Raw genomic sequence first — 16,962 nt, forward strand, 5'->3', positions numbered from 1 at the left:
AAATGGCGGACACTCCTCTCGGTTTCCTTCTCGTCGATGCCGCGCGGCTCTACCGCGCCCGTATCGACCGCGCGTTCACCCACGCGGGCCTAGGCCTCACGGCCGGGGAGGCACGCACGCTCGCCTACGTGAACCTCCACCCCGGCCTCCGGCAGAGCGCGCTCGCGGTGAAGATGAACGTGGAGCCCATGACCCTCGTGGGCTTCCTGGATGCTCTCGAAAGCCGGGGCCTCGTGGCGCGCGCAACCGATCCGAAGGACCGCCGGGCCAAGATCGTGCGCCTCACGGCGGCGTCCGAGCCGTTCCTCTCCGGCGTGCAGTCGGCGGCGGCGGTGGCGCGCGGCGAGGCGCTGGCCGGCTTCTCCGATGCCGACCAGGCCCGGCTGCGCGATTTCCTGATTCTCATTCGCGACAACCTCGCGCGCTGCCGCGAGGAGGAAGACCGCGACGACGGGGACAAAGACGGAAAATGAAGCCTGCCGCGTTCACCGCATCGCCGCCGCCCGCGCCGGCCCCGATCATGTCGGAGCTGCGCGTCGCCCTGATCGGGGCGCTGATGGTCATGCTCGGCCCCATCAGCCTGGCCATGTACACGCCGGCGATGCCCACCCTGGTGAGCGCGTTCGATACCACCCCCGCCACCGTCAAGCTGACGCTGACGGTGTTCTTCCTCGGCTTCGCCTTCTCCCAGCTCGCCTGCGGCCCGCTGTCCGATGCCTTCGGGCGCCGCCCGGTGGCGCTCGCCTTCTTCGGCATCTACATGGTGGGGGCCCTGGTCGCTACGTGGGCGCCCACCATGGGGTGGCTCATCCTCGGGCGCGCCCTGCAGGGGGTGGGCTGCGCGGCCGGCATCGCCATCTCCCGCGCCATCGTGCGCGACCAGTACACGGGGCAGGCCTCCGCCCACATCATGAACCTCATCGGCACCATGCTGGCCATCGGCCCGGCGGTGTCGCCCACCCTGGGCGGCATCATCCTGGGCGCGGCCGGCTGGCACATGATCTTCGTGGCCATGGCCGTCTACGGCGCCGCGCTGCTGGTGCTGCTCGCCTTCTTCGTGCCCGAGACCAACGCCGCGCGGGATTCCTCCCTGGCCTCGCCGGTGGGCATTGCCAAGAGCTACGCACGCCTGCTCTCCGACCGCACCTTCATGCGTGCCAGCGTGGCGCTGGGCGGCGGCCTCGGCGCCATCTACACCCTCACTGCCCTGCTGCCGTTCGTGCTGATCCAGCAGGTGGGGCTCACGCCCACCCAGTTCGGCCTCGCCATGCTCGCGCAGACCGGCTCCTTCATGTGCGGCACCCTGATCGCCGGCCGGCTGCTGAAGCGCATGGGCGCGGCGGAGATGGTGCCCATCGGGCTGGTGCTGGTGCTTGCCGGGGCAGCAGGGCTCGGCATCGGGCTGCGGCTGTGGCCGGCGACCACGCTCACGGTGATGGGGCCCATCGGCCTGTGGGCCTGCGGCATCGCCATGCTGCTACCGGGCTGCACCACGGCGGCGCTCGCGGGCTTCCCCACCATCGCCGGGGCAGCCTCCGCGCTCATGGGCTTCATGCAGATCGGCGGCGGCTTCCTCGGCACTGCGGTGGCGGTGCTGTTCCCCTCGCCGCTGACGGCGCTCACCACGCTGCTGCCGCTGATGGCGATGGTGGCTGCCGCCGGCCATGTGCTGCTGGGCCCGCGGCTGGCGCACCCGCACGGGGCCGCTCACGCCCCAGTCGACCACCCCGCCGCGCCGCCGCTTGATGATGCTCCAGAGCTGGAGCTGGCCGCCGACCCGCTCGGCGTGGTCGGCGCCTCCGGCGAGGAGATCGAGCTGGAGGCTCGCGCCCGCCGCGATTAGGCCCTTTCTCCCTCCGGCAGATGTTCCCGGTTGACCGTTCTCGCCCGCTCATGGTCAATCCCCGGGGGCCGCGTGGCGGTCCGGGGTGTGGGGAGATTCGAATGAAGTTCGCGGGACTTGTCCTGGCGGCGCTGCTGGCGCTGCCGGCGGCGTCTGCGCATGCGCAGACGGTGAGCTACGCCGAGGCGGCCGGCCTCCTGGCCCAGCATTGCGGCCAGGACATCATGCGCCATTGCCGGGGCGTGAACCTCGGCAACGGCGCCATCGGCCAGTGCCTAGCCGCGCATCAGGCGGAGCTGTCTCCCGCCTGCGCCGCCAACCATGAATCCATCCGCCAGATGACCGAGGCGCGCGCCGCCGCGCAGCACGACGTGTACAAGGCCTGCGATCGCGACCGCGCCGAGTTCTGCTCCGGTGTCGTGCCCGGCGACGGCAACCTCGTCTCCTGCCTGCTGGAGGCGTCCAAGGTGGTGAGCCAGACCTGCACCGCCGCCCTCACCAACGCCGGCTACCGCTGATGCGCGCCGCAAAGAAGCAGGAGACCGGCACCATGATCCGCTCGAGCATCACTCCCGCCCTCGCCGCCCTGTGCACGGGCGCGGCGCTCATCCTCGGCGCCGCCACGCCCGCCGCGGCCCAGGCGTTCACGCCCAATTCCGAGATCGTGCAGGGGCTCACCAGCTCCGTGAACGACGTGCCCACGGTCTCTGCGGAGGCGCTGCGGGGCCTTGCCCAGGCCCACATGCAGTATCAAGGCCCGCCCGAGAGCCGGCCGCCGCTGGCCCTGCAGCTCGACCAGCTCGCGCAGATCAACGTCGAGATCGAGTTCGATCTCAACTCGGCGATGGTGAAGCCCTCGTCCTACCGCACCCTCGGCTCCATCGCCGACGCCATGCATAATCCCGTGCTGCTGGGCTACAAGTTCCTGGTGGTGGGCAACACGGATGCCACCGGCACCCGCGAATACAACATGAAGCTCAGCCAGGAGCGCGCAGACGCCATCGCCCAGGCGCTCACCACCACCTTCCGGGTGGACCCGCGCCGGATCGCGGCCGTGGGCCTCGGCGAGGAGGCGCTGCAGGATACGAAGAACCCCGACGCCGCCATCAATCGCCGGGTGCAGATCTTCAACATCGGCCGCGCCGGCCCGCTGCCCCAGCAGTGACATGAAAAATCCGGCCGGCGCGTGGCGCCGGCCGGATCCTATTTCTCGAAGCAGGCACCGCGGGAGGCCGCGCGGCGCCGCTGTCTTCAGCTCTTCTTCGGCGCCTTGGCCGGAGCCTTTGCGGCGGCGGGCTTGGCCGCAGCCTTCACGGGTGCTTTGGCCGGAGCCTTCGTCGGAGCACTCTTGGCCGGTGCCACCTTGGCCGGCGCTGCCGGCTTGGTAGCCTCGGGGGCGACGACGGCGGCCGAAGCTTCCGTCACCGCCGGGGCGGCGGCCGGCGCCTTGGCGGCGGGCTTGCGGGCGGCAGGGGCCTTCTTGGGCGCGGGCGCCTTGGCGGTCGGCTTCTCGGCCACCGGAGCCTCGGCCTGCGCGGGCGCCGCCTTGGCGGGGGCCTTGGCGGGCTTGGCCGCGACGGTCTTCGTGGCAGGCGCCTTCACGGCGGGAGCCTTGGCCGGCGCCTTCTCCTCAGCCGGAGCGGTGCTCTTCACGACGGCGGCCTTCGCGGGGGCGGCGGTCTTGGGCGTAGCGGTCTTCTTGGGCGTAGCGGCCTTGGGCGCGAGGGCGTTCGCGGCGGCGGCCTTCACGGGCGCCTTGGCAACCGGTGCCTTCGCAGGCGCGGCGGGCTTGGGCGCGGCGGCCTTGCTCTCGGCCTTGGGCTTGTCCGCCGCCTGGGTCAGGCAGGAAGCCGCCAGCTTCTTGATTTCATCATGGGTAATGCTGCCGGGATCCTTGAGCGCCTTCGCTGCGATCTTGCTCACCGCGGCGCTGGTGACTTCCGTCTTCGCCATTTTCGCCTCCACATCTGCCAGCCGGCGAAGAGTTCGCGAATCGGTTTTCCCGCCAGCATGTCATTGATCTCGTGGAACAACTTCAGAATGGTTAACGCAAGTTCAATGTGACGTGGAATGCGCCGCCCGCGCCGGCGAAACTCAGTCGAATCCCGCTGATAGTCTTTTGCGATCAAGATATTGGGCGGCGAGATGCGGCATCTCCTCCGTGGAAGGAAAAGTCTTTGCCGTTGCGGCTGCGCCACGGCGGGCTGTCATGCCCGCGTCGAGGGACGCGACTAGGTTCCCGCCGAACCGAATCGCCGCTGGGTGCTGCGGGGTGATCCCGTGACCGGAGAGGCCTCATGATCACGCGTCCGTCCATTCTCTTCGTGTGCCGCGACAATGCGGGGCTGAGCCTGATGGCGGAGGCCCTCACCATGCATCTTTACGCACGCGTGCGCGCCTTCAGCGCGGCGACCGCGTTCGCCGCGCCGGTGGACCCCGCCGCGCTCGACTGCCTGGAGCGGGAGGGGGTGGCCACCAACGGCCTCTCCTCCAAGCCGGTGGAGGTGTTCGCCCTTTCCGGCGCGCCGCGGGTGGATGCGGTGGTGGCGCTGGAGGCGGGCGCGCACCGCGCCGCGCGCCGCCTGCCCTGGATGCACCTGCTGCGCCTGCGCGGCTGGGGGTTCGAGGATGTCTCCCGCCTGCCTCAGCCGCAGGAGCGCCGCCGCGCCTATCGGCGCCTCCTGCCGGAGCTGCGGGAGGCCATCACCGCTTTGGTGGAGCAGGACTTCGCGCCCGCTGCCGCCTGAGGCGACAGGCTCCGGTCGTCACCGGTTCCGGTGAGGTTCGCTCAGGCGCCGCGCCGGCTTGGCCGAGGGGCCCATGGGAAAAGCGCGCGGACCTTCGGCCTGAGGCTCAGCCCTGCGCCGGCAGGTCCGCGCGGATATCCTCCAGGCGCCGGCGCTGGCGGCCCTCGGTGTCGAAATTGTCCGGCACGAGCCAGGCCTCGAACGCGGCCTTCGCGCGGGGCCATTCGTGGTCCAGCAGCGCGAACCATGCGGTGTCGCGGTTGCGGCCCTTGACGATCATGTGCTGGCGGAACACCCCCTCGAAGGTGAAGCCGAGCCGCTCCGCCGCCCGGCGCGAGGGCAGGTTGAGGGCGTTGCACTTCCATTCGTAACGGCGGAAGCCCAGCTCCTCGAAGGCGTGGCGGGCCATGAGATACATGGCCTCGGTGCCCCCTGGCCGGCGCTGCAGCGGCGGGGTGAAGAGGATGTTGCCCACCTCCACCACGCGGTGTCCGGTCTCCACGCGCATATAGGTGGCGTGCCCCAGCGCGCGCCCGCTCGCCGCATCCTCCACCGCCAGCAGCAGCGGATCGGCCTTCGTGGCCGCCGCCGCATAGTGGCGCGTAAAGGCGTGGAGATCGGGGAAGGGAGCCGCGCTCAGATAGGCCCAGAGGGTCTCCTTCTCCGGCCCGTGGGAGAGGGCGTAGAGGTCGGGCCCGTGGCGCGCCACGTCGAACGGAACGACCCGCACGAAGTGTCCTTCCAGGGTGACGGGAGCGGGGGCGCGGGCGGGCGGTCCTTCCACCGGCGCTCCGAGGGGCAGTCCGGGCGGGGCGGCATTTTCGGTCATGGCGGCTCTCTGGTCTGGCCGGCCCGGCCGGGCGCGGGTCTGCGGGAGGGATAACGTGGGGAACGGGCGCGGCCGAGGGCGCCGGGACTGCGCGCCTGCATCTTGTGCGCCGGGCTCTGCCACCGTGGCAAGGTCCGCGTGGCGCCCCGGCCCCGCATGCTCCTGCGCGCCGCGCGGCGGGGCTTGCGCGCAGCAGGGATCGGTATATCGAGAAGGGCGCAGGTGCCCCATGCCGTTTCCGCCCTTTTCCGCCCGTCGCCCCGCTCCGCCGCCCGCCGCCGAGGCCGGCGCGCGCCTTGATGCGGTGGAGGTGACGCGGGGTGCGCGCGTGGTGTTTTCCGGCTTCAGCCTCACGCTCCGCGAGCGCCGCATCGGCCTGGTGGGCGATAACGGCTCGGGCAAGAGCACGCTGCTGCGCCTGCTCAACGGGCTGATCCTGCCCGACGCCGGTACGGTGGAGGTGGCGGGGCTCGATAGCCGGCGCCATCGCCGCCGGCTGCCGGCGCTGGTGGGCTTCGTGTTCCAGAACGTGGACCATCAGATCATCTTTCCCACGGTGCGCGAGGAGATCGCCTTCGGCCCCCTGGAACAGGGGCTCGACAAGGCCGCCGCCACCGCCGCCGCCGAGCGCCTGCTGGCCGAGCATGGCTGCGCGGGCTGGGGCGACCGGGCAGTGGATGAGCTTTCCGAGGGGCAGAAGCAGCTCGTGTGCATCCTCTCGGCCCTCGCCGCCGGGCCACGGATGCTGCTGCTCGACGAACCCTTCTCCGCGCTCGACCTGCCGACCCGGCTGCTCCTGTCCGGTCATCTCGCCGGCCTGAACCAGCAAGTCGTCATGGCGAGCCATGACCTGAGCCTGTTCGCGGACTTCGACCGCGTGGTGTGGCTGCACGGCGGGGAGGTGGCCGCCGATGGCGCGCCGGAGGAGGTGATTCCCCTCTATGAGGCCCACGCCCACGCCCGCGTGCGGGCCCGGGCGGCGCGCGCGGGCGGCCTTTCATGATCGGCGGCTATCTCGCGGGTCGCAGCGTGCTGCATCGCCTGCCGGCTGGGGTGAAGCTCGCCGGCCTCGCGCTGCTCTCCATGCTGCTGGTGCCGCTTGACGATCCCTTCCTGCTGGCGGCGGCGTTCGCGGTGGTGCTGCTGGTCTATGCCGGCTTCGGGCGGGCCGGCACGGCGCGGCTGCTGCAATGGCGGCCGCTGCTGCCGGTGCTGGCGCTGATCGGGCTGCTGCAGCTCTGGGCGGTCTCGGCCGAGGTGGCGGCGGCGAGCGTCCTGCGCATCCTGCTGATGGTGCTGCTGGCCGATCTCGTCACCCTCTCCACCCGCCTGCAGGATATGATGGACGCGCTGATGGCGGTGCTGCGCCCGTTCGAGCGGCTGGGGCTCGACGCGCGGCGGCTGTCGCTGGCGGTGGCGCTGGTGCTGCGCTTCGTCCCGGTGCTGGTGGCGGGCTGGCACGGCCGCGCCGAGGCATGGCGCGCCCGCAGCGGCCGCCGGCCCGGGCTGGCCCTGGTGGGCGCCTTCTTCACCGGCGCCCTGAAGGGCGCCGACCAGGTGGCCGAGGCGCTGGAGGCGCGCGGCTTTTCGGCGGAGGGGCCCTCCTCCGCCCGCAAGGGGGGAGAGTGAGGTGGAAACACGGATGCTGGTGCGCATCGCCCTCATGGCCGCGCTCATCGGCGCGCTGGGCCTGGTGCCGCCCATCTTCGTGCCGGTGCTGGCCGGCGTGCCCATCACCGCGCAGAACCTGGGCGTGATGCTGGCGGGGCTGCTGCTGGGCGCGCGCGGGGGCGCTGCCGCCACCGCATTGTTCGCGCTGGTGGTGCTGCTGGGGGCGCCGCTGCTCACCGGTGGGCGCGGCGGGCTCGGGGTGCTCGCGGGACCTACGGTGGGCTTCTTCCTGGGCTTCATTCCCGGCGCCTTCGTCACCGGCTGGCTGGCCGAGCGGTTGCGCATGCGGCCCTTCCTCTCGGCGCTGGCGGCGGCTTTCGCGGGCGGGGTGCTGGTGGTCTATCTGTGCGGCATCCCCGTGCTGGCGGGCGTGGCGGGCATCGGCCTGCAGCGGGCCGCCCTCGGCTCCATGGTGTTCCTGCCGGGCGACGTGCTGAAATCGATGGCGGCGGCGCTCCTCGCCTCCACGGTGCTGAAGGCGTGGCGCGTGAGCCCGCGCGGCTGAAGGCGTCTCGCGCTCGCCCCGGCGCGCGGAAGTCGATTGAGTACGTGGAGTTCCGCGTTTTCTTCATGCACACCGGCTCCGCTTTGCATGACGATGCCTGGGAGGCGCGTCACTGCCGTGCCATCGGCATGGTGTAGGGGTGCGGAACGCGACGGGTTGCTCCGGCGTTGTGTCCCTCGGGCCGCGCGGGTGGCGGCTTCCGCCGGGCGGGCACACGAGTTGCCGCATCCCCAGCATTTTCCTCCCGCCCGGAAGGCGCGCGATGACCGAGACCCTCGATGCTCCCTTCTCCGACCAGGCCCCCGTGGCCCGGCCCGAGCCTGCGCCGCTGGTGGTTGCGCTGCGCGCGGCGCTTGGCAAGGTGGAGGCGGCGGTCGCCGAGCCCGATGCGGTGGAGATGGTGCACGATGCGCGCAAGGCCCTGAAGGAATATCGCTCGCTTCTGCGTCTTCTCGCCACCGACGCCGCCCGCGCCGCCCGCCGCCATGCGGCGGAAGTGGCGCGCGGCCTGGCCCAGGCGCGCGACTGCGCGACGGCCTGTGAGGCGCTCGATCTGCTGGACGAGGCGGGTCTTGCGCTTTCCTGCGATATCGCCGCGGCGCGCGCCGTCATCGGCGCGGTTCCTGCCGCGGATGATGCCGACCCCCTGCGCGCCCACCTTGCCGCGTTCGTGGCCGATGGCCGCGCCCGCCTCTCCGGCGGGCTGGAGGACGAGGCGGCGGCGGTGGATCTGGTGGAGGGCCTGCGAAAGGGCTACCGCGCGGCGCGGCGCGGCGTCTTCGGCAGCGCCACCGCCATGCATGAGACCCGCAAGAGCGTGGTCGCGCATCGCTATCAGATGGGGTTTCTCGCCAGCGCCTTCTCGGGCCGTGGCGCCACCCGCGCTGGCCGGGCGCAGCGCCTGCGCGACATGCTCGGCGCCCACCATGACATCGAGGTGTTGCGCCCGATGCTGCATGCGGCCGCCGGCAGCCTGGGGGAGGGAGCGCTGGAGCGGCTGGACATCGCCATGGCGCGCCTGCAGAAGCGCCTGAGGCGCCAGGCCGTTCGCCTGCATCGGGATTTGTTCCGACGCTCGCCTGCCAAGTTCGCCCGCCGGTTCCGCCGCCGCATCGAGGCACCTGCGGCGGCGTGATGCCGCGTGTCGGCCGCGTGCCCTTGCGGCGGCGCGCGTATCGCCACATGGTTGAGCCGCACCTCCGGAGTGCCGTGCGCGGCTACCGATGCGCCGCTCCGGACCGTGCTTCCAGAACAGGCCGGGTTCGCCCGTGCCGAGACGTGAGGATGAGCGGTCGATGTCTTCGGAACCCCCTGTCGCCTCCATCGATCGGGCCCGTGAAGGCGTGAAGGAGAGCGTGAAGGAGGCTGCGCCCGGCGCCCTTTCCGCGCCGCTGCAGCCGGCACCGGCGCCCCGGTTGCCCGCCGTCGTCCCGCAGCCCGAGGCCGCGCCGAGGGTGGGGCCCGAGCTCGCGCAGCCGCACAAGCTTGTGGCGCAGGCCCTCGCCACCCTGAGTCGGCTCGATGACAGCGATTTCGACCGCGGCAGCGGCCTTGAGGCGCTGCGCGCCGTGGACCGGGCGGTGGCCGCCTGCGTGGCGCATGTTACCTCGGGCTTCTCGCCCACCGCGCTCACCCTCGCCTTCATGGACTGGTGGATGCACCTCTCCGCGGCCCCCGGCAAGCGCAGCGAGCTGGCGGTGAAGGCCGGGCGCAAGACGGCGCGCTTTGCCGCCAGCATGCTCGCCGCGGGGCTGGACCGCTCGGTCTCCCCCGCCATCGCGCCGCTGGAGGGCGACGACCGCTTCCGCGCGCCGGAATGGCAGGCGTGGCCCTATCGCATCTGGTCGCAGGCGTTCCTGCTGCAGCAGCAGTGGTGGCACAACGCCACCCACGGCGTGCCCGGCGTGGACCCCCACAACGAGGCCGTGGTCGCCTTCGTGGCGCGCCAGGTGCTCGACACCTTCTCCCCCTCCAACAACCCCTTCACCAACCCGGAGGTGGTGCGTCGTACGCTGGAAACTGGGGGCATGAACCTCGTGCAGGGCTGGCGCAACGCCCTGGACGACATGATGCGCAAGGCCAGCAACCAGCCGCCGGCCGGCGCCGAGGCCTTCGTGCCCGGCCAGAACGTGGCTGCCACCCCGGGCGAGGTGATCTTCCGAAATCATCTCGTCGAGGTGATCCAATACCGCGCCACCACGCCTGGCGTGAAGGCCGAGCCGGTGCTGATCGTACCGGCCTGGATCATGAAATATTACATTCTCGACCTCTCGCCCCACAATTCGCTGGTGCGCTACCTGGTGGAGAAGGGCCACACGGTGTTCTGCATCTCCTGGCGCAACGTGTGGGAGGAGGACCGCGACCTCGGCTTCGAGGACTACCGCCGGCTCGGCGTGATGGCCGCGCTCGACGCGGTCAGTGCCATCGTGCCGGACCGCAAGGTACATGCGGTGGGCTATTGCCTGGGCGGCACCATCCTGGCCATCACCGCCGCCGCCATGGCGCACGCCAAGGACGACCGGCTCGCCTCGGTGACCCTGTTCGCCGCGCAGACCGATTTCTCCGAGCCGGGCGAGCTACAGCTGTTCGTGGACCCCAGCGAGCTCTACGTGCTCGAAAGCATGATGTGGAACCAGGGCTACCTGTCCGCCGGGCAGATGGCCGGCGCGTTCCAGATGCTGCGCTCCAACGATCTCGTGTGGTCGCGCATGGTGCATGAGTACATGATGGGCGAGCGCGCGCCCATGAACGACCTCATGGCCTGGAACGCCGATGCCACCCGCATGCCCTATCGCATGCACTCGGAGTATCTGCGCAAGCTGTTCCTGGACAACGACCTCGCCGCCGGGCGCTATGAGGTCGAGGGGCGGCCGGTGTCGCTCCTGAACCTGCGGGTGCCGCTGTTCGTGGTGGGGACGGAGCGGGACCACGTGGCGCCCTGGAAGTCGGTCTACAAGATCCACCAGCTCACCGACACCGACGTGACCTTCGTGCTCGCCTCCGGCGGGCACAATGCGGGCATTGTCAGCGAGCCGGGGCACAAACGCCGGCACTATCGCATCCACGAGACCAAGCTCGGCGAGCTGCACCTGGGGCCCGACCAGTGGGTGGAGGCCAACCCGGCGCAGGACGGTTCCTGGTGGCCCGCGTGGGAGGAGTGGCTCACCGGCCATTCGTCTCCCGGCACCTTCGGCCTGCCCACCCTCGGCGGGCCGGGCTATGCGCCCGTCTGTCCGGCGCCCGGCACTTATGTGATGGAGCGCTGAGGGCGCTCCTCAGTGCCCCGGCACCAGCACGGCGGCGCCGGTGAGGTGGCCTGAGCGCAGGTCGTCGAGGGCCTCGTTCGCCTGGGTCAGCGGGTAGGGCGTGACATGGGTGGTCACGCCCGCCTTCGGCGCCAGGGCAAGGAACTCGTGGGCATCGGCGCGGGTGAGGTTCGCGACCGACATGATCTTTCGCTCCTCCCACAGCCAGCGGTAGGGGAAGGCGGGGATGTCGCTCATGTGGATGCCGCCGCACACCACGCGCCCGCCCTTGCGCACCGCCTTCAGGGCCTGGGGCACCAGCTCGCCCGCCGGGGCGAAGATGAGGGCGGCATCCAGCGGTTCGGGGGCCGGCGCGTCTGAGGGGCCGGCGTAGACGGCGCCGAGGCTCCGCGCGAAGTCCTGGGCTTTGGCATCTCCGGGGCGGGTGAAGGCGTAGATCTCCCGCCCCTGCCAGCGCGCCACCTGGGTGATGATATGGGCCGCCGCGCCGAAGCCGTAGATGCCGATGCGCCGGCCATCGCCCGCCATCTTCAGCGTGCGCCAGCCGATCAGCCCCGCGCACAGCAGGGGGGCGAGGGCGACGTCTTCCCCCGCCTCGCCCAGCGGATAGGTGAAGGAGGTGTCGGCGAGGGCGTGGGTGGCGAAGCCGCCGTTGCGGGTGCAGCCGGTGAATTCAGGCGTGTCGCACAGGTTCTCCTCCTGCGCGGCGCAATAGGGGCAGGTGCCGCAGGCATGGCCGAGCCAGCCCACCCCCACCCGCTCCCCGAGCCGGAGGTGGGACACCCCGGCGCCGAGCGCCGCCACGCGCCCGACGATCTCGTGGCCTGGCACGATGGGCAGGCGGGTCTGCGGCAGTTCGCCGTCCACCACGTGCAGGTCGGTGCGGCACACGCCGCAGGCGGTGACGGTGATGAGCACCTCTCCGGCGCCGGGGACGGGATCGGGCCGCGTCTCGCCCACAAGCCTTTCCCCGGTGCGGTTGAGAACCATGGCGAACATGGCGGCCTCCTTCGTGTCGCGCCACTTGGTGGCGTGCGTGTCGGCGGCGATGGTAGCGCGGATGGGCGCGCGCGGGGCCATGATCTCGCGCAGGGCGGCCCCGGCGCCGCCGCTCAGCTTCCGCCGATGAAGATGCCGGCCGCCAGCACCAGCGCGCCGCCCAGCACCACCTGCATCACCGAGCGCCAGAACGGCGTTTCCATGTAGCGGTTCTGGATGAAGGCGATGGCCCACAATTCCACGAACACGACAGCGATGGCGATCGCCGTCGCGGTCCAGAAATCCGGGATGAGATAGGGCAGGGCATGGCCCAGGCCCCCCAGGGCGGTCATGGAGCCGGAGGCGATGCCGCGCTTGATGGGTGAGCCGCGGCCGGAGATGACGCCGTCGTCGTGCACCGCCTCGGTGAAGCCCATGGAGATGCCCGCGCCCACGGCGGCGGCGAGGCCCACCAGCAGCGTGGTGTGGGAGTTCTGGGTGGCGAAGGCGGTGGCGAAGATGGGCGCGAGGGTGGAGACCGAGCCGTCCATCAGCCCGGCGAGGCCCGGCTGCACCCAGGTGAGAACGAACTGGCGGCGGGCCTTCTCGTTCTCCTCCTCCTTCTTGTCCACCGGCAGGTAGCGCTCCGCCAGCTCGCCGGCGATTTCCTCGTGCTGGAGCTCCTCGGCGTAGAGGCGCTCCAGCAGGTCGCGGGTGCCGGGGTCGGTGGCCCGCTCCTGGGCGTGGCGGTAGAAGTTGGCCGATTCGTCCTCCATCAGGCCCACTTCCTGACGGATGCGCGCAATACCCAGGTTGCACACGTACCAGACCGGCCGGCGCGCATAGTAGCCGGCGATGGTCTCGCGGCGGATCAGCGGCACATGGGGGCCGAAGCGGCGCTCGAACTCGCGGGTGAGATTGCGCTGGTGGCCGCTCTCCTGCTTCGACATGGCCTCGAACACCCTGGCGGTGTCCGGATAGTCCTTGCGCAGATAGTCGGCATAATCGGCATAGACCCGCGCGTCGTCCTCCTCGGAGGAGATGGCGAGGGCGAGAACTTCCTGTTCCGAAAGGTCGGAGAAGCGGCGGCGGCCGGGGAAGAACGACATCATCGGCGGGATCTCCGATATTAGAATAATTCTAAAATATAAGATAGGTCGGCCGGAGCAAGCTGCAAACGGCTTGCAATGTCGCAGTCTAGGATAAGCTGCGCTGACCGCCAGTGTCTGAACTGCCGCAGCGGTGCGCGGGCAACGCGGCCACTCCGCCGGGCACAAAAAGGCCGGTGCGCGGGTGCGCACCGGCCTGTTCCCTGAAGCGCGGAGCCTCACTCGGAGATCTTGCGCGCCCGGCTGCCGAGGGTGCGCAGGCGCAGGGCGTTGAGCTTGATGAAGCCCGCGGCATCGCGATGGTCGTAGGCCACCGCGCCTTCCTCGAAGGTCACCAGCTCCTGATTGTAGAGCGAATAGGGGCTCTTGCGGCCGATGACGGTGGCATTGCCCTTGTAGAGCTTCACCGTCACCTCGCCGGTCACATAGGCCTGCGAGTGGTCGATGGCGGCCTGCAGCATCTCCCGCTCGGGGGAGAACCAGAAGCCGTTGTAGATGAGCTCCGCATAGCGCGGCATCAGCTCATCCTTCAGGTGGGCGGCGCCGCGGTCCAGGGTGATGCTCTCGATGCCGCGGTGGGCGGCGAGCAGGATGGTGCCGCCGGGGGTCTCGTAGACGCCGCGCGACTTCATGCCCACGAAGCGGTTCTCGACCAGGTCGAGGCGGCCGATGCCGTTGGCCTTGCCCAGCGCGTTGAGGCGGGTGAGCAGGGTGGCGGGCGAGAGCGCCTCGCCGTCGATGGCCACCGCGTCGCCCTTCTCGAAGGCGATGGTGATGACGGTGGCCTCGTCGGGGGCGGCCTCGGGCGAGATGGTGCGCTGGTAGACATATTCCGGCGGGTCCTCGGCCGGGTCTTCCAGCACCTTGCCCTCGGAGGAGGAGTGCAGCAGGTTCGCGTCCACCGAGAAGGGCGCCTCGCCGCGCTTGTCCTTGGCGATCGGGATCTGGTGCTGCTCTGCGAACTCCAGCAGCCGGGTGCGGGAGGCGAGGTCCCATTCGCGCCAGGGGGCGATGACGGTGATTTCCGGCTCGAGCGCGTAATAGGCCAGCTCGAAGCGCACCTGATCGTTGCCCTTGCCGGTGGCGCCGTGGGAAACGGCGTCCGCGCCCATCTTGCGGGCGATCTCGATCTGCTTCTTCGCGATCAGCGGGCGGGCGATGGAAGTGCCGAGCAGGTACAGCCCCTCATAGACCGCATTGGCGCGGAACATGGGGAACACGTACTCGCGCACGAATTCCTCGCGCACGTCCTCGATGAAGATGTTCTGCGGCTTGATGCCCAGCAGCTCCGCCTTCTTGCGCGCGGGCTCCAGCTCCTCGCCCTGGCCGAGGTCGGCGGTGAAGGTGATCACCTCGCAATTGTAGGTGGTCTGGAGCCATTTCAGGATCACGGAGGTGTCGAGCCCGCCGGAATAGGCCAGCACCACCTTCTTCACGTCACGCGCCATCAGGTCTCTCGAAGCATGTGAGGATTTAAGGAAAGCCGGCGCGGACTATAGGCCCGCGCGCCGCGCTGGCAAGTCACCGCATGGGCGCAGCGCATATTTCCGGGTGTCAGGCGCCGGCCGGTGCCGCGCCTATAGTCGCAGACGGGCGGTCGCCCGCCGCGCGGCCGCCGCGCCACGCCGCCACAGCGCCCGCGCGCCCTTCTGGAGCTTGAGCCCGGTCCGGCCGATGGCGAGCTCCACCACCGCGTCGGAGGGGGCGCGGGCCCGGTCGTAGAGCCACAGACGGGTGAGCATCACGATCAGCACCACCAGCACGCCGGCGAACACCACATCGGTGAAGAAGTGGCCGCCGAAGGCGATGCGCAGGCCGCCCGCCGCCGCGCCGAAGGCCACCGCCGCCACCAGGCCCGCCGCCCGCGCCGGGCCGGGGGGCAGCAGGCTCGCCGGCGCCACCAGCCAGAAGCCGAGCGCCCCCTCGCCCGAAACGAAGGAGCAGTTGCCGGGGCAGGTGCCATCGGTCTCGTACCAGGACTTGAACGCGGCCCCGCCGCCGAAGTCGTCCACGTGCACGGGGCGAGGCCGGCCCCATTCCTGCTTGAGGATGCCGTTGACCACGAGCCCCGGCCCCAGCGCCATGGTGAGCGCGAGCAGCACCGCCGCGCGCGCGGGCATGAACATGGGTCGGCGGGGGAACAGGAGCTTCAGCACGATGGCCGCGAAGGCCGGCGCGGCGATGGCCCAGGGAATGTAGTTTCCGAGCGCGCGCGCCGCCTGCGCCCAGCGCGCCCCGGCCAGGGTGAAATGGCGGTGCGAGGCATCCCAGAACAGGCTGGTGATGGCGAGGTCCCATTGCGGGAACACGGTGAACAGGATGGCCACCGCGGCGCCGATCACCAGCGCGAAGAACAGCACCCACTTCAAGGCGTCACCTTCACCCCCTGGGCGGGCGCGGCCACCCGGCCGCTTCCCGCGATTGCGCACCAATGGGCCGGTTCCACAATACGGGACTCCCCGGCCTTGCCGAAGCGCCCCACGCCGACGCACATTCACGAGCAGTTCGCCAGGGCATCTACAGGGAGGAGGGCCCGATGACCAGCGCCACGCTCGATTTCTATTATGAGTTGGCCTCTCCGTATTCCTATCTTTCCGCCATGCGCATCACGGCCCTGGCCGAGAAGGCGGGGGTGCGGGTGCATTGGAAGCCGTTCCTGCTCGGGCCCATCTTCGCCGACCAGGGGCTCGCCACCTCGCCCTTCAACGCCTTTCCCATGAAGGGCGAGCACATGTGGGTGGACATGGCGCGCCTTGCCGCGCATGACGGCCTCCCGCCGGTGACGCGGCCGAAGGAGTTCCCCGCCCACAGCCTGCTCGCCGCCCGCGTCGCGATGTTCCTGGACGACGCCAGCCGGCCCTCCTTCAGCCGCGCGCTGTTCCAGGCGGAGTTCGCCGGCGGCCGCGACATCGGCGACCGGGAGACCGTGCGCCAGGTGCTGGCGGGGCTCGGCCATTTCTGTGGCGACATCGTCGCCGAGGCCGAGCGGCCCGCCAACAAGGACCGCCTGCGCGCCCAGACCGAGGAGGCCAAGGCGCGCGGCGTGTTCGGCGCGCCGAGCTTCGTCACCGCCGACGGCGAGCTGTTCTGGGGCAACGACCGGCTGGAGATGGCCTTGGAGCATGCGGCGCGCCTCGCCCGCGCGGCCTGAAAGAGACGGGCCGGGGAGGGGGCCCTGGAGGGTTCCTGTGACTTCCCCGGCTCCGTTTTGTCGCAGCCGGGGTGGCGCCGCGCTCGCGCTCTGATATATGCCCGCCTTTGGGCCGGCCTTGCCCGCCCCGCTTCCTTGACCCGGACCGAAAGGCGCGCCGAACATGGCCAATGTCACAGCTTTTGCCGATCAGGCGACCATCGCCGAGCAGACCGCGCGGATGCTCCTGGAGGTGGAGGCGGTGCGCTTCTCGTCGGGCGAGCCCTTCATCTTCACCTCCGGCTGGGCGAGCCCGGTCTATATCGACTGCCGGCGGCTGATCTCCTTCCCCCGCGTGCGCCAGACCCTGGTGGATTTCGGCATTTCCACCATCTACCGCGAGGTCGGCTACGAGCAGGTGGATTCGGTGGCCGGCGGCGAGACCGCGGGCATTCCCTTCGCCGCCTGGGTGGCGGACCGGATGATGCTGCCCATGCAGTATGTGCGCAAGAAGCCCAAGGGCTTCGGCCGCAACGCGCAGATCGAGGGCCACCTCGCCCCCGGCCAGCGGGTGCTGCTGGTGGAGGACCTCACCTCCGACGGCCGCAGCAAGGTGAACTTCGTGAACGCCCTGCGCACCGCCGGCGCCGAGTGCGGCCACTGCTTCGTCTTCTTTTACTATGACATCTTCCCCGAGGCCGATGGCATCCTGAAGGACGCCGGCCTCACCCTGCACCGCCTCGCCACCTGGTGGGACGTGCTGGCGGAAGTGAAGAAGTCCAACCGCTTCGAGAGCGCGCAGATCACGCAGATTGAGTCCTTCCTGCACGATCCCCACAGCTGGTCGAAGGCACACGGAGGCACCGCCGTCACCGGCGAGTGAC

18 protein-coding genes are annotated in these 16,962 nt (G+C 70.6%); 12 read left to right on the top strand and 6 right to left on the bottom strand.

Annotated features, from left to right (window positions below; genetic code table 11):
- The first annotated feature begins 2 nt into the window (after positions 1 to 2).
- From V5F61_RS12185 to V5F61_RS12200, 4 genes are all read left to right on the top strand, one after another.
- The gene (locus tag V5F61_RS12185) at positions 3 to 473 is read left to right on the top strand and encodes a MarR family winged helix-turn-helix transcriptional regulator (RefSeq protein ID WP_393989738.1); all 471 of its coding nucleotides are present in this window, start codon (positions 3 to 5) and stop codon (positions 471 to 473) included.
- Positions 470 to 1,843, top strand: coding sequence for a multidrug effflux MFS transporter (locus tag V5F61_RS12190; RefSeq protein WP_393989739.1), 1,374 nt, complete (start codon positions 470 to 472; stop codon positions 1,841 to 1,843). Before V5F61_RS12185 ends, V5F61_RS12190 begins: the two co-directional genes overlap by 4 nt.
- Before the next feature lie 101 nt (positions 1,844 to 1,944).
- Entirely contained in the window at positions 1,945 to 2,361 is a 417-nt protein-coding gene (locus V5F61_RS12195) for a cysteine rich repeat-containing protein (protein WP_393989740.1), read from the top strand.
- A 32-nt stretch (positions 2,362 to 2,393) separates the two neighbouring features.
- The gene (locus V5F61_RS12200) at positions 2,394 to 3,008 is read left to right on the top strand and encodes an OmpA family protein (RefSeq protein ID WP_393989741.1); all 615 of its coding nucleotides are present in this window, start codon (positions 2,394 to 2,396) and stop codon (positions 3,006 to 3,008) included.
- A gap of 86 nt (positions 3,009 to 3,094) precedes the next feature.
- On the opposite strand, the gene V5F61_RS12205 is transcribed toward V5F61_RS12200, so the two are convergent.
- A complete protein-coding gene (locus V5F61_RS12205) occupies positions 3,095 to 3,796 on the bottom strand; it encodes a hypothetical protein (protein ID WP_393989742.1) in 702 nt (233 codons plus the stop codon).
- Positions 3,797 to 4,140: 344 nt separating this feature from the next.
- Between V5F61_RS12205 and V5F61_RS12210 the strand changes: the two genes are divergently transcribed.
- The gene (locus tag V5F61_RS12210) at positions 4,141 to 4,590 is read left to right on the top strand and encodes an arsenate-mycothiol transferase ArsC (RefSeq protein ID WP_393989743.1); all 450 of its coding nucleotides are present in this window, start codon (positions 4,141 to 4,143) and stop codon (positions 4,588 to 4,590) included.
- Positions 4,591 to 4,696: 106 nt separating this feature from the next.
- Here the strand turns inward: V5F61_RS12210 and V5F61_RS12215 are convergent, their stop codons facing one another.
- A complete protein-coding gene (locus tag V5F61_RS12215; RefSeq protein ID WP_393989744.1) occupies positions 4,697 to 5,419 on the bottom strand; it encodes a GNAT family N-acetyltransferase in 723 nt (240 codons plus the stop codon).
- A 229-nt stretch (positions 5,420 to 5,648) separates the two neighbouring features.
- On the opposite strand from V5F61_RS12215, the gene V5F61_RS12220 reads away from it, so the two are divergent.
- The 5 genes from V5F61_RS12220 (at position 5,649) to V5F61_RS12240 (ending at position 10,861) form a co-directional block, all read left to right on the top strand.
- Positions 5,649 to 6,422, top strand: a complete 774-nt coding sequence (locus V5F61_RS12220) for an energy-coupling factor ABC transporter ATP-binding protein (protein WP_393989745.1) — start codon at positions 5,649 to 5,651, stop codon at positions 6,420 to 6,422.
- A complete protein-coding gene (locus tag V5F61_RS12225) occupies positions 6,419 to 7,048 on the top strand; it encodes an energy-coupling factor transporter transmembrane component T family protein (protein ID WP_393989746.1) in 630 nt (209 codons plus the stop codon). Before V5F61_RS12220 ends, V5F61_RS12225 begins: the two co-directional genes overlap by 4 nt.
- Before the next feature lies 1 nt (position 7,049).
- On the top strand, positions 7,050 to 7,595 hold the full coding sequence (locus V5F61_RS12230) for a biotin transporter BioY (protein WP_393989747.1): 546 nt from the start codon (positions 7,050 to 7,052) through the stop codon (positions 7,593 to 7,595).
- Between the two features lie 262 nt (positions 7,596 to 7,857).
- Positions 7,858 to 8,730, top strand: coding sequence for a CHAD domain-containing protein (locus V5F61_RS12235; protein ID WP_393989748.1), 873 nt, complete (start codon positions 7,858 to 7,860; stop codon positions 8,728 to 8,730).
- A 160-nt stretch (positions 8,731 to 8,890) separates the two neighbouring features.
- Positions 8,891 to 10,861 (top strand): alpha/beta fold hydrolase, encoded by a 1,971-nt coding sequence (locus V5F61_RS12240; RefSeq protein WP_393989749.1) that lies wholly within the window; start codon positions 8,891 to 8,893, stop codon positions 10,859 to 10,861.
- A 9-nt stretch (positions 10,862 to 10,870) separates the two neighbouring features.
- Here the strand turns inward: V5F61_RS12240 and V5F61_RS12245 are convergent, their stop codons facing one another.
- The 4 genes from V5F61_RS12245 to V5F61_RS12260 all read right to left on the bottom strand — a co-directional run bounded on the left by V5F61_RS12245 (position 10,871) and on the right by V5F61_RS12260 (position 15,308).
- Positions 10,871 to 11,860 carry a zinc-dependent alcohol dehydrogenase family protein gene (locus V5F61_RS12245; protein WP_393989783.1) on the bottom strand — a complete coding sequence of 330 codons (990 nt, stop codon included), beginning with the start codon at positions 11,858 to 11,860 and terminating at the stop codon, positions 10,871 to 10,873.
- Between the two features lie 113 nt (positions 11,861 to 11,973).
- The gene (gene mbfA, locus V5F61_RS12250) at positions 11,974 to 12,951 is read right to left on the bottom strand and encodes an iron exporter MbfA (protein ID WP_393989750.1); all 978 of its coding nucleotides are present in this window, start codon (positions 12,949 to 12,951) and stop codon (positions 11,974 to 11,976) included.
- A 215-nt stretch (positions 12,952 to 13,166) separates the two neighbouring features.
- Positions 13,167 to 14,396, bottom strand: coding sequence for an argininosuccinate synthase (locus tag V5F61_RS12255; RefSeq protein WP_393989751.1), 1,230 nt, complete (start codon positions 14,394 to 14,396; stop codon positions 13,167 to 13,169).
- Between the two features lie 129 nt (positions 14,397 to 14,525).
- Entirely contained in the window at positions 14,526 to 15,308 is a 783-nt protein-coding gene (locus V5F61_RS12260) for a phosphatase PAP2 family protein (RefSeq protein ID WP_393989784.1), read from the bottom strand.
- 176 nt (positions 15,309 to 15,484) lie between these two features.
- Between V5F61_RS12260 and V5F61_RS12265 the strand changes: the two genes are divergently transcribed.
- On the top strand, positions 15,485 to 16,099 hold the full coding sequence (locus tag V5F61_RS12265; RefSeq protein WP_393989752.1) for a 2-hydroxychromene-2-carboxylate isomerase: 615 nt from the start codon (positions 15,485 to 15,487) through the stop codon (positions 16,097 to 16,099).
- A 163-nt stretch (positions 16,100 to 16,262) separates the two neighbouring features.
- Positions 16,263 to 16,961, top strand: coding sequence for an orotate phosphoribosyltransferase (locus V5F61_RS12270; protein ID WP_393989753.1), 699 nt, complete (start codon positions 16,263 to 16,265; stop codon positions 16,959 to 16,961).
- Position 16,962 lies beyond the last annotated feature (1 nt).

The organism is Xanthobacter sediminis, assembly GCF_043195015.1.
In the GTDB taxonomy this organism is placed as follows: Bacteria; Pseudomonadota; Alphaproteobacteria; order Rhizobiales; family Xanthobacteraceae; genus Xanthobacter.

Coding starts and splice junctions, on each gene's coding strand:
- V5F61_RS12185 (WP_393989738.1), top strand. CDS start 3: ATGGCGGACACTCCTCTCGGTTTCCTTCTCGTCGATGCCGCGCGGCTC.
- V5F61_RS12190 (WP_393989739.1), top strand. CDS start 470: ATGAAGCCTGCCGCGTTCACCGCATCGCCGCCGCCCGCGCCGGCCCCG.
- V5F61_RS12195 (WP_393989740.1), top strand. CDS start 1,945: ATGAAGTTCGCGGGACTTGTCCTGGCGGCGCTGCTGGCGCTGCCGGCG.
- V5F61_RS12200 (WP_393989741.1), top strand. CDS start 2,394: ATGATCCGCTCGAGCATCACTCCCGCCCTCGCCGCCCTGTGCACGGGC.
- V5F61_RS12205 (WP_393989742.1), bottom strand. CDS start 3,796: ATGGCGAAGACGGAAGTCACCAGCGCCGCGGTGAGCAAGATCGCAGCG.
- V5F61_RS12210 (WP_393989743.1), top strand. CDS start 4,141: ATGATCACGCGTCCGTCCATTCTCTTCGTGTGCCGCGACAATGCGGGG.
- V5F61_RS12215 (WP_393989744.1), bottom strand. CDS start 5,419: ATGACCGAAAATGCCGCCCCGCCCGGACTGCCCCTCGGAGCGCCGGTG.
- V5F61_RS12220 (WP_393989745.1), top strand. CDS start 5,649: ATGCCGTTTCCGCCCTTTTCCGCCCGTCGCCCCGCTCCGCCGCCCGCC.
- V5F61_RS12225 (WP_393989746.1), top strand. CDS start 6,419: ATGATCGGCGGCTATCTCGCGGGTCGCAGCGTGCTGCATCGCCTGCCG.
- V5F61_RS12235 (WP_393989748.1), top strand. CDS start 7,858: ATGACCGAGACCCTCGATGCTCCCTTCTCCGACCAGGCCCCCGTGGCC.
- V5F61_RS12240 (WP_393989749.1), top strand. CDS start 8,891: ATGTCTTCGGAACCCCCTGTCGCCTCCATCGATCGGGCCCGTGAAGGC.
- V5F61_RS12245 (WP_393989783.1), bottom strand. CDS start 11,860: ATGTTCGCCATGGTTCTCAACCGCACCGGGGAAAGGCTTGTGGGCGAG.
- mbfA (WP_393989750.1), bottom strand. CDS start 12,951: ATGATGTCGTTCTTCCCCGGCCGCCGCCGCTTCTCCGACCTTTCGGAA.
- V5F61_RS12255 (WP_393989751.1), bottom strand. CDS start 14,396: ATGGCGCGTGACGTGAAGAAGGTGGTGCTGGCCTATTCCGGCGGGCTC.
- V5F61_RS12265 (WP_393989752.1), top strand. CDS start 15,485: ATGACCAGCGCCACGCTCGATTTCTATTATGAGTTGGCCTCTCCGTAT.
- V5F61_RS12270 (WP_393989753.1), top strand. CDS start 16,263: ATGGCCAATGTCACAGCTTTTGCCGATCAGGCGACCATCGCCGAGCAG.